Here is a 13,334-nt window from a genome sequence, read left to right as displayed (position 1 = left end):
TTTCCTACACATTGTAACAAACTAAGAGGCGTAATGCACCATGAATTCCCTTGAAAAAACACTAAAAAAATAAAGTTGACCGCTACGAAAGAAAAGACACTGTTTCAAAGGAAACAGCGTCTTGTATTTTTTATACATTAACCTTTTTGAAGTGCGACCATTTCGGCATATTGACCTTGCAGTTGAAGTAATTCATCATGCGTTCCACGTTCCACAATTTCTCCCTTATCTAACACAAAAATTTGGTCAGCATGAGCAATCGTAGAAAGTCGGTGAGCAATCATAAACGTTGTACGCCCTTCTTTGACGACATTAATTGCATTCTGAATAATCTCTTCTGTCTCGGTATCGATATGCGAAGTTGCCTCGTCTAAAATTAAGATTTTCGGGTCAAAGACGATCGCACGAGCAAACGAAATCAGTTGGCGTTCTCCTGAAGAGAAATCCATTCCTTTTTCTTTCACCTCGTAGTCCAAGCCCTTGTCACTCTTCGTAAGTAGATGACCTCCACCCACTTTAATAATCGCCTCTTTTATCGTCTCAGGCTCAATCGATTCATTGTTGAGCCCTACATTTGAAGCAATCGTTCCTGTAAAGAGGTACGGATCTTGAAGAACGATTCCCATCTCGCTTCGAACACTACGTCTGTTAAAGTCACGCGTGTTTTTGCCATCGATGAAGATAGCACCACTCGTTGGGTCGTAGAAGCGAAACAGTAAGTTCATAATGGATGATTTCCCTGAACCAGTATGTCCGACAAAAGCAACCGTCTGCCCTGGTTCTACCGTGAAATTCAAGTGTTTCAACACAGGAACTCCCGCTGTGTACTCAAAACTCACATCTTTAAATTCGATACATCCTTCATCAAACGTGAAGAGCTCTTCTCCCGATTCCTCGCTCGGTGTATCCATTAGTTCAAACACACGGTCACCAGCAGCCATTGATTGCTGCAACCCGGAGACGATATTCATGAACGTCTGAATCGGTTCGTATATTCGATTGACATAATCGATAAAGGCATAGAGGAGCCCCGCTGAAATTCCAAGTGTTCCTCCGATAAATTGCATGCTAAAGAAATATACGATACAAAACAGTGTTATATTTTTCAAAAGAGCGACAAGACTCCACGAGAAAAACGCATCTAACCTCAACTCGCTATGCCCTACACGAGCCCATTCTTTGTTCTTTTCTTCATACTCGTTGATAATCGTCTCTTCTTGTTGAAACGCCTGGACAATCACCGCTCCTTGAAGGGATTCATTCAATTGACCACTGAGCTGACTATATAATTCTCGATTTTGCGAAAATAGTTTGCGCTGTAGTTGAGCGATTGTCTTTTGCCATAGAAGCATCAACGGAATAAGCACTAGAAGAGCTGCTGCTAGTCCTGCATGTAGCATAAAAATAGCAATATATACCCCAATAAGTGTCACAATCGTACTCAGTAATGTCGAAATACCCGTCACATAAAAATTCGCACGGACGGATTCCGTATCACTCGTAATACGAGATACGACTTTCCCGGCAGGCAAGTGATCAAAATACGAAATTGGTAATGTTTGGACATGCTCAAAAACTTCGTCCCGCAGACGTTTTGCGATTCGATTCGAAAGGTTTTTCATGACAACCCGGTTCAAGTAAACGCAAAGATAGCCAATACCTGTCACGACAAAGTAAAGTCCTATCCCTTGTAGCAAAGTTTCCCACTCGAATACACGCGTTTGTTCCATCGGTGTAATCACCTGGTCAATGAGATATTTAGCGATGATTGGCCCCGTTAGCGTCGCAATCGTGGATACTAATAGAAGAAACAATCCGAGTACGAATGGGCGTATTTCATATTTCAAATAACTAAGTAAGCGTCTAAACGTCTTCATTCGAATTCCTCCTCTAGTTCTTGAATATTATATTGCTCGTAATACCATCCTTTTTGGTCAAGCAACTCTTCATGTGTTCCACGTTCGATAATACGTCCTTCACTCAATACAATAATTTCATTGGCATGACGAATTGCGGAAAGTCGGTGTGACGCAATTAAATTGATCCCCTCTTTTCGTTCAGCTTGAAGGTGCTCAATTATCTCACGTTCCGTCTTTGCGTCAACGGCTGAGAGCGCATCATCTAAAATCAAACATTCCCTATTTCGAAGTAGTGCCCTCGCAATTGATAGACGTTGCTTTTGTCCTCCACTGAGCGAGACTCCTTTTTCGCCAACAATTGTATCAAGACCTTCTGGCATGCGTCTCACATCCTTGTCAAAAGCTGCAAGCTTTAACGCAACCCAGATTTCATCATCTGTTACATTTGCTTTTCCAAAATACATATTCTCCCGAATTGAACGCGAGAAAAGGATATGTTCTTGCGGTACATAAGCAATCTGATGTGCAACATCATTTTCTCGATACTCTACAAAAGGTACATCATTTATCGAAATATGCTGTCCGTTATATGGAAACTGATGTAAAAGTTGCGTTAATAAAGTAGTCTTTCCAGAACCTGTTTTCCCAACAATACCGAGTGTTTCACCTTCGCCGATCTTCACATCAATCTCCTTCAGCATTGGTTGTTCTTCCCCTGGATAAGTGAACGAAAACTGCTGGAATTCGATTGACTCTATTCGTCTAAGAGTGCGCTGGCCTCCACGTTCTAATCCATCGTCATAAACTTCTAATTCTTGAATCCGTGAGGAGGCAACTTTTCCACGTTTATAAGTCGACAAAATATCGCCAAGTAGAAAAATCGGCCACATAATCGAACTCATATATACTTGAAAAGCAATGACATCCCCTACTTGAATTGCTCCATGGGAAACGAGATAACCACCATATGAGATTCCAATAATAAAGCTCAACATCGCGATAAATTCTGCAAGCGGCATAAAGCGGGAATCCAGTTCTCCAACACGGATATTTTTCTTCATAGCGACTTCTGTCTTTTCGCGAAAGGCACCAATCATCGCCTCTTCTTGACCATAAGCACGCACCACATAGTTTCCGTCAATCATTTCAAGTACTTCATTATTTAATTCAGAGACCGCGGCTTGCGCATTACTATATTCTCCTTCAACTTCATAGCCCCATTTATAGACAAAATACGACAAAATCGGCATTGGTATGAGAGCCGCAATTGTTAACGGTAATGAAACTGTCGTAATCATCATCGAAAGCGTTACAATCAGCATAAAGGAGGAGTTCAGCGTCGCATATGTACCAAATCCCATAACCTCTCCCATAGTCGACACATCCTCGCTACTTCGAGTGATAATGTCACCAGTTCGAAAATGCGCATAAAAAGGAATTTTTTTTCGCAAATTATTTCGTAGCAATTTTACACGCAAGTCCTGCTGAATCTCGTAGTACCCAATAAAAATCATGTACGTCCAAGCGCTCTCCGCTGCATAAGCCACAGCAATTACCCCAACTAGAACTACGAGCTGCGCTATAAGCCATTCTGCTGTCAGTGTCCCTTTTACGATTTGGTCCACCACTTGTCCAATGATGCGAGCTGGGTATATGACCGCAACGCTACTCACCATCATTAAGATAAGGCTTCCTATATAGCGCACCGGATGTTGTTTAATAAAATTAAATATTCTCTTAAAAAAAGTGTTCATCGTTTTCCTCCATCAAAAAAAGCCGTTACCTTCCCCATGCATGGAAAAAGTAACAGCTTCATTCCTAATCATTTCTAAAAAATGCGCTATAACTGAATCACTTGAATTGGAAGGTTCATCATTCTATTCACTCGTTTTACTACTAAGTTGTTCATTGATTTCTCCTCCAATCTCTCAAAATTTTATGTTACATCTGAAATTATACCTTAAATCGCTGTCATGTCAATACCTTTCGAAGATTTTCACAATCGAATTCATTGATAATGGTTCTCAATACGGTTACAATAGAACCATTACAAACTAGAAAAGGATGAAAGAACTACAATATGGCAAAAGATATTCGTGTTTTACTTTATTATAAATACGTTCCAATCGAGAATGCGGAACAATTCGCTGCAGATCATTTAGCATTCTGCAAATCAATCGGATTAAAAGGACGTATCCTTGTCGCTGACGAAGGAATCAACGGAACTGTATCTGGTGATTATGAAACCACTCAAAAATATATGGACTATGTACACTCTCTTCCTGGCATGGAAGACTTATGGTTTAAAATCGACGAAGAAAACGAGCAAGCCTTCAAGAAGATGTTCGTTCGTTACAAAAAAGAAATCGTACACCTTGGTTTAGAGGACAACGACTTCGATAACGATATTAACCCATTAGAAACAACAGGTGCTTACCTTTCTCCAAAAGAATTCAAGGAAGCTCTTTTAGACGAAAACACTGTTGTACTAGACACTCGTAACGACTACGAATACGACCTAGGTCACTTCCGCGGTGCAATCCGTCCTGACATTCGCAACTTCCGTGAATTACCACAATGGGTTCGCGATAACAAAGAGAAATTCATGGACAAACGTGTCGTTGTTTACTGTACAGGTGGCGTTCGCTGTGAGAAATTCTCTGGCTGGATGGTTCGTGAAGGCTACAAAGATGTTGGTCAATTACACGGTGGTATCGCAACTTACGGAAAAGACCCAGAAGTTCAAGGCGAATTATGGGATGGAAAAATGTACGTATTCGATGAGCGTATCGCTGTTGACATCAACCACGTAGACCCAGTGGTTATCGGGAAAGACTGGTTCGATGGTACACCTTGCGAACGTTACGTAAACTGTGGTAACCCAGAATGTAACCGTCGTATCTTAGCTTCTGAAGAAAACGAAGACAAATACTTACGTGGTTGCTGCCATGAATGCCGTGTTCACCCACGCAACCGCTACGTACAAGAGCACAATCTATCACTAGAAGAAGTTGTCTCTCGTCTTCAAGCCATTGGCGAAGAACTAGATACAGTAAATGCTTAATTTGATGAACAATCTAAAACATTTTTGGTTTGATTGATTGTGTATGGATTCCAAAGAATCTTGCGGATTTCATAGCCACAATAATGGGAAATCGTATTAAAGATTCATTAGAGGGCGTAGGGATTTATTCCTTACGCCCTTTTTGAAGCTTTAAAGGTGAGAGACTACAGGCTCGAACCGGTACCCCATTATTGTAGTTATGATAAAATCCGCTAGGATTCGAAGGAATCAAATAACCATCACAACACAAAAACACCCTATATTTCATATAGGGTGTTTCTTCATTTACTCAAATTCATGTTTAACGGTTTCTAGTGCAGCGGCGATGACTTGATGCATATCGTAATAACGATACTGTCCAAGTCGTCCACCGAAGATGACTTGCGGAACCGTCTGTGCTAATTTCTTATACTGCGCATATAAGTCGTTGTTAACTTGATTATTCACTGGGTAATAAGGCTCGTCGCCCACCTTCCAATCGGCAGGATACTCACGCGTAATCACCGTTTTGGGCTGCGTGCCAAACTCGAAATGCTTATGCTCGATGATACGAGTGTATGGCGTTTCGCGGTCTGTATAGTTTACTACCGCATTTCCTTGATAGTTCTCCACGCCCACGACTTCTGTTTCAAAACGGAGCGAACGGTATTCTAATGTGCCTAGTTCATAATCGAAGAACTCATCAATCATTCCCGTGAAGACGATTTTGGCACCACTATTCAAGTACTCATCTTTTTTCGCAAAGAAATCAACATTCAACTCGACTTCGATATTCTCATGGTCCAGCATGGCTTCAATCATCTTCGTATAGCCACCAATCGGAATCCCTTGGTACGTATCGTTAAAATAGTTGTTATCGTAAGTGTAACGAACCGGCAAGCGGCGAATGATAAATGCTGGTAATTCTGTAGCCGAACGTCCCCATTGTTTCTCCGTATAGCCCTTGATGAGCTTGTAGTAAATATCTTCCCCAACAAGAGAAATCGCCTGCTCTTCTAAGTTTTCAGGCTCTTTGTCCCCGAGTACCGCACGCTGTTCAGCAATTTTCGCTTCGGCTTCTTGTGGCGTCACCACACCCCATAATTTATTGAAAGTATTCATGTTAAAGGGCAAGTTGTAGATTTCTCCGTTGAAGTTGGCAACTGGAGTATTGGTATAGCGATTAAATGTCGCAAACTGATGCACGTAATCCCAAATCTTCTTGTCGCTCGTGTGGAAAATATGCGCACCGTATTCGTGCACTTGAATGCCTTCCACTTCTTTTGTATAAATATTCCCCGCAATATGATTTCTCTTCTCAATCACTTTTACTTTATAACCGCGTGTCGCTGCTTCATGCGCAAAGGTCGCACCGAATAATCCAGCACCCACAACGATGTAATCAAATGGTTTCATGTCGTTTCTCCATTTCTTGTATTATCTTGTTTATTATATCATGGACCCTCAAGGCGAACCAAATCGATGAAGCACACTTTGCGAAATTATCATATATGATAATTTCTCCCATAATAAATATCCAGTGGCTTAGCGGGTGGCTTTTCAATTTCGGGCATAGCTCTGATCTCAGAGCGACGCCTCAAGGCGCTCGTGTGGCCTGCGACGAGCACCTATTTATATTTTCCTGTAAACGGATCTTCCAATTCTAATTGTTCCGCTATTTTAATTAGAAAAAAGAAAGTTTTCACTCCTTTTCACACTTTATAAATTTCGCTTTGCTTTTCTTGATTTTACAATCATATAGGCGCCAATAATGACGAGTACGCAGAAAACGACACTTCCCAAAGTGATATTCATAAAAGCAATTTTTTGAGGAATATCGGCACTTCCATGCTCTTTCATCATCATGGTTTGCAAGAAAAAGATAGAAAAGAGAGAGGAAGCAAAACTGATATTTTTACTAGATTTGAGCTCTGGAGAATGAAATTTCCGGATACGAATGATATTAGATATCGCTGTAATGATATTGATGAATGTCGCAAGAGCAATGATGTAGAGCAAGAAAGGATAGCGCGCGTGAATTTGGTCATCATGATGACTGACATAGATGAGAAAACATTTAAGGCACTTAACCAATTGGAACAAGCTATTGTTGACTACATTGATTACTACAACAACAAACGAATTAAGGTAAAACTAAAAGGACTTAGTCCTGTGCAATACAGAACTAAATCCTTCACTTAAATTATTTGTTTAACTTTTGTGGTCAGAACAAACAGTGCTTTTTTTGTTGAAATCGCAAAGAATCTAAGCTTTCTTTTTGCAGATAACATTCGCTCTTTTATTTTCGGTATGATTGAGTCGATGCCCCGTTCTCGACCGGTTATTATTGCAACTTATCGAATGCTAGAGCACTATGCCATCACTTTTTGGAAGAATACTTGGAGCAATTCTACGCAGAATGGAATGCGAAAAAGTGATAATTAAAGAGACGAAAAAGCTGAGAATATGATTTCCCAGCTTTTTTGAATGCGATAGAAATAGCAACTAGACTATTTACGAAAGGCCTCAATAATGTAGGTGAAGCCAGTAACTAAAAATGAAAAGGCAATGACATAAACGACAAAGACACCTGTAGCCACTGGATTGAACAGAATCACTAGACCTAGTAAAAATGCAAGCAAGGCTACCCACGTGATATTGCTACCAATAATAGGGAAAATCAATCCTAGACGATTGCCTTTAAAGAAAGCAATAATGGCTTCTACAATTAACCAAATTCCTACAATGGTCGGAATGACGACCGGCAGGGTCACAAAGCCATAAGCCACGAGGTAAAGAGCTAAGAGAAGATTAACAATCCCTTGGAAAAGATAAACAGGTGAGCGAAGCTCTTTTGGTGCAGAGAAATAGCCTAAAATAGCTGCTATAGAAGAAACCAGTAAACCAAATGCAATCCACCAGCTGTAAGCAACAAGATTAGCTACTGGGTTTGTAAATAGCAAAAGTCCTAAAAAGACAAAAACAACTCCTGTAAGGAACAACAATAAACGATTAGAAAATTTCATACCAATACCTCCGATATAGTATAGTTTAAATATATAAAATATCATACATCTTCTGATAAGAAATATCAATAAAATAAATAGAGAATTTGGAACTTTCAGTCTGATTTGCAATAAATATCCACCGGCTTATGTAAGGTAGACAGAAAATCTAACTTTTAGGGTGCACTTCATGCCTGGTAGTTCGAAACTCTATTTAGTTAAATCCAAAGAATCGTTGTGTGACGGTGTAAATTCCGTTTGACAGAACTTGTCCCGGTTTATTTTTGGACATCGCAATTTTACTGACCACATTTTTGCTAATGAGTTGGAAAACTTCTGGATTCGCTTCTTTTAAATCAGCAAGTAAGGCTTCCTTCTTCTCTTGATGCTCTACTTGGCCACCCTTATTGAGTAACGCACAAGAAATCACCGTTGTAATCTCTAAGTGGTTTATTAAGTAGTTCTTCAAGACGGTTGGAAATTGCCTATCGCTATGGTAATTCGCCATCAATAGTTCATTCACGCGGATTTGTTGGTCGATACGGCTAATCATCACTTTTTCGTTCACGGATTGATCTTCACGTCCGATAAAGTAGCGGTAGAAGTCCACGTTCATATAGAATAAGGTCTTGCTATATTGAAGCGGTACGAAGACAAATAAATTATCCACGTAGAACGTATGCTCTGGCAGTTGTAAGCCTGATTTACGAAGCAACTTCATATTGTAAATGAGCGAATGCATCATCATGTATTTCCCGCGTTTTAATGACTTAGCATCATCCCAAGTAAACACTTGATTTTCAGGGAATGCGGAAGTGTAACGCATGATTTTCTTCGTTTTCGCGCCTTCTTTTTCATAGACGAAGTTCGTAATGAACACATCTACTTCTTCTCCAGTTTCTTCGAAGCGTTGTAATTGTTCTATGATTTTTAAATAAGCACGCACATCTACCCAGTCGTCACTATCGACCACTTTGAAGTACTTCCCTGTTGCATTCGCCATCCCTGTATTCACAGCTCCACCATGTCCTTTATTTTCTTGATGGATCGCTCGGATAATCGTTGGATAAGCAGCTGCATATTGGTCAGCGATGCGAGCAGTATCGTCTTTAGAACCATCGTTAATGATTAAAATTTCGACTTCTTCCCCACCAGAAAGGAGTGTTTGGATACAATAATGCATATATTCTTGAGAGTTGTAGCAAGGGACTGCAACGGTTAATAATTTCATGGGGTGCACCTCTCGTTTCAAGTAAATTTATCTTCATTACTATACCATTTTTCGGTAAAATTGTCAGTTAGACACCCTATTACATTTAAAAAAATAAAGCCCTCCTTTTGTAGAAGGAGGACTTTTTAAGACTCATTTTTATGCATGTTGTTTTTGTTCTCTTCGTGCAATCCATGGAAGAATGAGTCCGAGTCCAAGAAGCGCAAATGGCATAATGATATTTGAAATTAAGACAAACCACCATTCAGATGGATTTTGCGCATAATCTACTTGTGGTACCATTCCGAGAATACATGCAAATGCGGTGAAAGCAAAGCCCCAGAGGCCCATTAAGAATCCGAGTGTCTTATTGCTAATGTATTTATATTCGGCATTTTTATATCTGTCCCAATGACGATACAAGAACATAAAGGCGACAAATACCCACAAGAAGCACATTGGGGATACGATGGCGTTCAAGTTTGTCATCCATACTACCACTGTATCAATTTCCTTAAGCCCTAGTGCTGGCATGATAATGAGTGCACCTGTTAAAATTCCTGTAAGTAAGTATCCATTCTTTAATGTTCCGTTCTTTGTGCGTGTACGAAGCCAGCGAGGAACATATTCTTTGTCAGCACTACCAAGGAAGATTTGAAGTGGCGCATCAATAGAGAGTGCCAATGTCGCTGTTTGTCCGATAAATTGCGTCAATGCGTAAATCGTGACAAGAACATTCCCAATATTCCAATGCTTTCCAAGTACCGCAAACGCTTGGTAGGCCCCATTTCTCATCAAGTCCTGAGGAATATTGTTGCTATCAAAAATCATTCCCATCGCAAAGGATCCAAAGACCGCACAAATCCCCACCATGACAGCCATTGCAATCATTCCTTTTGGAAATTCCTTCGTTGGATTTTTTACCTTACGAACATAAGGAGACATAGACTCCGCTCCACCGACTGAGAAAACAAGAAGCGCAATCGTTGTAAAATAGGAGAAATCAAATTTTGGAATATACGTTTCAAGCTTATCCATATTCGCAGTCGCTAGTTGTAAATCCGGTTTAATGAGTGGAACACCCACGGCTAATAGGATGAACAAAATAGACATGACAAACATCGCACTCCCCGCAACTGTTCCTAAGAATTTCAATACCCGAATTCCTTTCGTTGAAACATAAAGGATGAAAAGAAAGAATGCTAGGCAGACCGTAACGAGTAGCGGAATCGGAAGTTCATCCACAATTCCTGAGTGTCCTTGGAATACCCAACCAAGCGCAATCAAAATCGTCTGTGGTTTTTGCGCTAAATAAGGAATCTGAACCACCCAAAATGTCCATGCGGCAAAATAAGCCAGTTTCTTTGTGGACGTATGTTTAATCCAGTCACTGACGCCCCCTTCACTATCTTGGAAAGTTGAACCAAGTTGTCCAACCATCAATGAATACGGAATAAAGTAAATCACTAAAATAATCAACCACGATGTAATGACTACAATCCCTTGTTGGGCGAAGTTATTGACAACGTTCCCGAGCCCCCATACAAAATTAAATGCAATGAGAGCTATCATCAGCCAACTCAGTTGTTTTTCATTTTTTTCTTCCATGTTCTAACCTCCTAAACCCAACCTGCCATTAATCACTCACTGAATAGTGGTTGACCATTAAATTACTTGCACGAAGCAATACTTTATCGAGTAATGCAGCTGTCTTCTCTTCGATATAATCACTCATTTGTTGATTTTCCGCTTCGAAGTCGACTACTTCTCCTTTTTCAAGACGAGCATCTACTTGGGCAATCATGGCTTCTCCACGAGACAATGTATGTTTTTGATAACTTTCAATATCCGCTTGATGTTCCAAGTAATGCGCATCCGCAAGTCCTGCAATTAATCGGCTTGACCAGTAGAAGGAATCCGTTGAAACCTTCGCGGTAGTGTTGGCAAAGTACGCTGGAGTTGTTTCCACTTGCGTAAAGAAAGGAACGGCCGTCGTAAAAGGCATTGACCCATAAGAGACCCATTGAATTCCTGTTGTATCATGCGGACGATTTGGACGAATTTGTAGAATCGCCGTTTGACTCGTACGATTAATTCCTACCGTACGGAAACGACGATTGCTCTTTCCATCGCCTAAGTTCCCATAAGGATCATATGGTGTAAATTGGTAATGCGTACTCATCGATTCTTTCACATCTTCGACCGTAATTTTGCGATAAGGAACACGTGCCCAAGGGATTTCAAAGCTTGTTGGAGATTGTTCCACTTCAGGGTTAAACATGCGTTGAATATCCCAAGCACGAGGCGTATTATACAAGCGGTCTTTATCTCGTTGTGAACCGAATGCGTAACGTGGATTGAATGATTCTCCGTCAAAGTTCAAGTTCAAGTGGTGACGAATCATAAAGTCTTTCAAATCAGGGTCACACATGAAGTTTTCTTTATCTTCAAAATCAAAGAAATCGCTGCCGAGTTGGTTTGGATTTACGACATACGCATCATCGGGTACGCGGCGTGCCATCCAGTGATGTCCCCCGATAGATTCTAACCACCAAATTTCATTCACATCAGAAATCGCAATCCCATTTGACTCGTATGTTCCTGCCGTTTCCAGGAAATGTCCTAGGCGTTCGACACCTTCGCGCGCCGTTATAATATAAGGTAATACGAGCGTGAAGATGTCTTCTTCCCCAATTCCTGTTTCCACAAGTGGGTCGGCTCCTAATACACGTGGATTGGTCGAAATCGTTTCGGTGGCACTGACAGCAACATTATAGGCGTTAATCCCAGCAGCTCCCCAAATCCCTTCATTATTGATGGCGTTTGGCATGGCTGTATAGCGAACTGGGTTATCCGGTAAGTCTGTTTCAAATCCTGAAATCACGGATTTATAGTGACGTGGTTGGTCTTGGGGACGTACGACAATGAATTTCTTTGGAGTAAACTCTCCATTACATGAATCTTCCGTACGGGCTACAAGCGTGGAACCGTCATAGCTAGCTTTCTTGCCAACAAGAATGGTTGTACATGAATCATGTTCTTGGTCAAATCTCATAACAATTACCTCCATTTACTTTATTTCTACACTTAAATTATAGCCCTATTCGCACTTTTTCTCAAAGGGCTCCTCTCTATTATTTATCCTTATTTTCTTCCTAATGATAGGTAAAAAAAGAACCTAGCGTAAACTAGATTCTTTTGTATCTTCTATTTTTGTTTTCGTTTTCGATAAACCCATTCTGCGATGGTAATCGTCGCGGCAATCACCCATAAGACGAGCACCGTTGTGAGCACGTATTTAATATTCAAATAAATAGCCGCTATACATAGCACTAACACCGCTGCAATTACGTAGCGTAAATTAAAGGGCGCTACTCGTTGGACGTACCACCAGACAAAATCTTCGTTTTCATTTCTTGTCACTTTATAATCTTCTATTAACGCTTTAAACTTCTCAACCATCTGAATCCCTCCTACTTTTTATCCGGAATCACCCAAAATAGATAGTAAGTAATAAACACTGTCAACGCGCCAAGTCCAATTTTCACCCAAATAATTGGAGCGAAGTAAATAGAAATGGCCATTAAAATATAGATATAAACAATAATTTTCTTTTTACGACTACGCGCAATTGACTTCGTTTCGCGGTAATCTGCGACATAAAGCTGGTATAACTTAGTTTTTTGAAACCATTCTTCAAAGCGCCTTGAACTCTTTGAGAAACAAAATACGGTTAACAAAAGAAAGGGAGTTGTTGGAAGTACCGGAAGGACAATTCCTAATAACCCTATTGCTAATGAAACCCAAGCTATCACAAAATAAATAATTCTCATTGGATTGTTCTATTCCTCCTTAGCTAATTGTGTCATTCTTCGTTGGATACAAAACTCGAGTACTTTAGTGAGTACATAGAGAACTCCAGCAAAATAGAAGAAATAAACAAAGTAACTCACGGAGACATTAACGGCTAGAAGAAAGGTCGCTACTAGCACAATCACCCAAAACAACTTCAAGACGAACATCCATTTTTGCTTTTTCATCCATTGTTTGTCCGTTAATGTATGATCGCCTTTATCGAGAGCAATTATGGTATCAATAAACTTTGTAAAACGTTCTTTCAAGCATGGTCTCCTTTCCTCTTAAGTAAGCATAGTGTAGCATAGGATCATTCTTTTATCAATTAAATTTTAATCATATTTTAATCAAAATTAAAAATA

Annotated in this window: 11 protein-coding genes and 1 pseudogene; 2 read left to right on the top strand and 10 right to left on the bottom strand. The window is 40.2% G+C overall.

Annotated features, from left to right (window positions below; all coding sequences use genetic code 11):
* Window positions 1–137 precede the first annotated feature (137 nt).
* The gene (locus HMPREF3106_RS03195) at window positions 138–1,877 is read right to left on the bottom strand and encodes an ABC transporter ATP-binding protein (RefSeq protein ID WP_070444381.1); all 1,740 of its coding nucleotides are present in this window, start codon (window positions 1,875–1,877) and stop codon (window positions 138–140) included.
* Window positions 1,874–3,613, bottom strand: a complete 1,740-nt coding sequence (locus HMPREF3106_RS03190) for an ABC transporter ATP-binding protein (protein WP_070444379.1) — start codon at window positions 3,611–3,613, stop codon at window positions 1,874–1,876. Before HMPREF3106_RS03190 ends, HMPREF3106_RS03195 begins: the two co-directional genes overlap by 4 nt.
* A 326-nt stretch (window positions 3,614–3,939) precedes the next feature.
* On the opposite strand from HMPREF3106_RS03190, the gene HMPREF3106_RS03185 reads away from it, so the two are divergent.
* Entirely contained in the window at window positions 3,940–4,923 is a 984-nt protein-coding gene (locus HMPREF3106_RS03185) for an oxygen-dependent tRNA uridine(34) hydroxylase TrhO (RefSeq protein WP_049554489.1), read from the top strand.
* Window positions 4,924–5,208: 285 nt separating this feature from the next.
* Here the strand turns inward: HMPREF3106_RS03185 and glf are convergent, their stop codons facing one another.
* Window positions 5,209–6,318 (bottom strand): UDP-galactopyranose mutase, encoded by a 1,110-nt coding sequence (gene glf, locus HMPREF3106_RS03180; RefSeq protein WP_070444377.1) that lies wholly within the window; start codon window positions 6,316–6,318, stop codon window positions 5,209–5,211.
* 651 nt (window positions 6,319–6,969) lie between these two features.
* Here glf and HMPREF3106_RS03175 point away from each other — a divergent pair.
* Window positions 6,970–7,104 (top strand): annotated as a pseudogene (locus HMPREF3106_RS03175) (IS3 family transposase); the annotation flags it as partial.
* Between the two features lie 308 nt (window positions 7,105–7,412).
* Here HMPREF3106_RS03175 and HMPREF3106_RS03170 read toward each other — a convergent pair.
* From HMPREF3106_RS03170 to HMPREF3106_RS03140, 7 genes are all read right to left on the bottom strand, one after another.
* Window positions 7,413–7,928, bottom strand: a complete 516-nt coding sequence (locus tag HMPREF3106_RS03170; protein ID WP_049554491.1) for a DUF308 domain-containing protein — start codon at window positions 7,926–7,928, stop codon at window positions 7,413–7,415.
* Between the two features lie 193 nt (window positions 7,929–8,121).
* Complete coding sequence (locus tag HMPREF3106_RS03165) at window positions 8,122–9,138, bottom strand: glycosyltransferase family 2 protein (RefSeq protein ID WP_070444375.1); 1,017 nt, start codon at window positions 9,136–9,138, stop codon at window positions 8,122–8,124.
* Between the two features lie 138 nt (window positions 9,139–9,276).
* Window positions 9,277–10,725, bottom strand: a complete 1,449-nt coding sequence (locus HMPREF3106_RS03160; RefSeq protein ID WP_070444373.1) for an APC family permease — start codon at window positions 10,723–10,725, stop codon at window positions 9,277–9,279.
* Between the two features lie 28 nt (window positions 10,726–10,753).
* Window positions 10,754–12,172: a C69 family dipeptidase gene (locus HMPREF3106_RS03155; protein WP_070438632.1), complete on the bottom strand. Its 1,419-nt coding sequence runs from the start codon at window positions 12,170–12,172 to the stop codon at window positions 10,754–10,756.
* A gap of 152 nt (window positions 12,173–12,324) precedes the next feature.
* On the bottom strand, window positions 12,325–12,579 hold the full coding sequence (locus tag HMPREF3106_RS03150; protein WP_070444371.1) for a hypothetical protein: 255 nt from the start codon (window positions 12,577–12,579) through the stop codon (window positions 12,325–12,327).
* Window positions 12,580–12,590: 11 nt separating this feature from the next.
* Window positions 12,591–12,950: a YbaN family protein gene (locus HMPREF3106_RS03145; RefSeq protein ID WP_070444369.1), complete on the bottom strand. Its 360-nt coding sequence runs from the start codon at window positions 12,948–12,950 to the stop codon at window positions 12,591–12,593.
* Window positions 12,951–12,959: 9 nt separating this feature from the next.
* The gene (locus tag HMPREF3106_RS03140; protein ID WP_049554496.1) at window positions 12,960–13,238 is read right to left on the bottom strand and encodes a hypothetical protein; all 279 of its coding nucleotides are present in this window, start codon (window positions 13,236–13,238) and stop codon (window positions 12,960–12,962) included.
* Window positions 13,239–13,334: the final 96 nt, after the last annotated feature.

This window comes from Granulicatella sp. HMSC31F03, assembly GCF_001807725.1.
Lineage (GTDB): Bacteria > Bacillota > Bacilli > Lactobacillales > Aerococcaceae > Granulicatella > Granulicatella adiacens.
Note: the sequence above shows the minus strand (reverse complement) of the source record. Positions and strands in the feature narration are given on the sequence as shown.

Excerpts from the sequence above, each read along its gene's own strand:
- HMPREF3106_RS03195 (WP_070444381.1), bottom strand. The coding sequence starts at position 1,877 with ATGAAGACGTTTAGACGCTTACTTAGTTATTTGAAATATGAAATACGC.
- HMPREF3106_RS03190 (WP_070444379.1), bottom strand. The coding sequence starts at position 3,613 with ATGAACACTTTTTTTAAGAGAATATTTAATTTTATTAAACAACATCCG.
- HMPREF3106_RS03185 (WP_049554489.1), top strand. The coding sequence starts at position 3,940 with ATGGCAAAAGATATTCGTGTTTTACTTTATTATAAATACGTTCCAATC.
- glf (WP_070444377.1), bottom strand. The coding sequence starts at position 6,318 with ATGAAACCATTTGATTACATCGTTGTGGGTGCTGGATTATTCGGTGCG.
- HMPREF3106_RS03170 (WP_049554491.1), bottom strand. The coding sequence starts at position 7,928 with ATGAAATTTTCTAATCGTTTATTGTTGTTCCTTACAGGAGTTGTTTTT.
- HMPREF3106_RS03165 (WP_070444375.1), bottom strand. The coding sequence starts at position 9,138 with ATGAAATTATTAACCGTTGCAGTCCCTTGCTACAACTCTCAAGAATAT.
- HMPREF3106_RS03160 (WP_070444373.1), bottom strand. The coding sequence starts at position 10,725 with ATGGAAGAAAAAAATGAAAAACAACTGAGTTGGCTGATGATAGCTCTC.
- HMPREF3106_RS03155 (WP_070438632.1), bottom strand. The coding sequence starts at position 12,172 with ATGAGATTTGACCAAGAACATGATTCATGTACAACCATTCTTGTTGGC.
- HMPREF3106_RS03150 (WP_070444371.1), bottom strand. The coding sequence starts at position 12,579 with ATGGTTGAGAAGTTTAAAGCGTTAATAGAAGATTATAAAGTGACAAGA.
- HMPREF3106_RS03145 (WP_070444369.1), bottom strand. The coding sequence starts at position 12,950 with ATGAGAATTATTTATTTTGTGATAGCTTGGGTTTCATTAGCAATAGGG.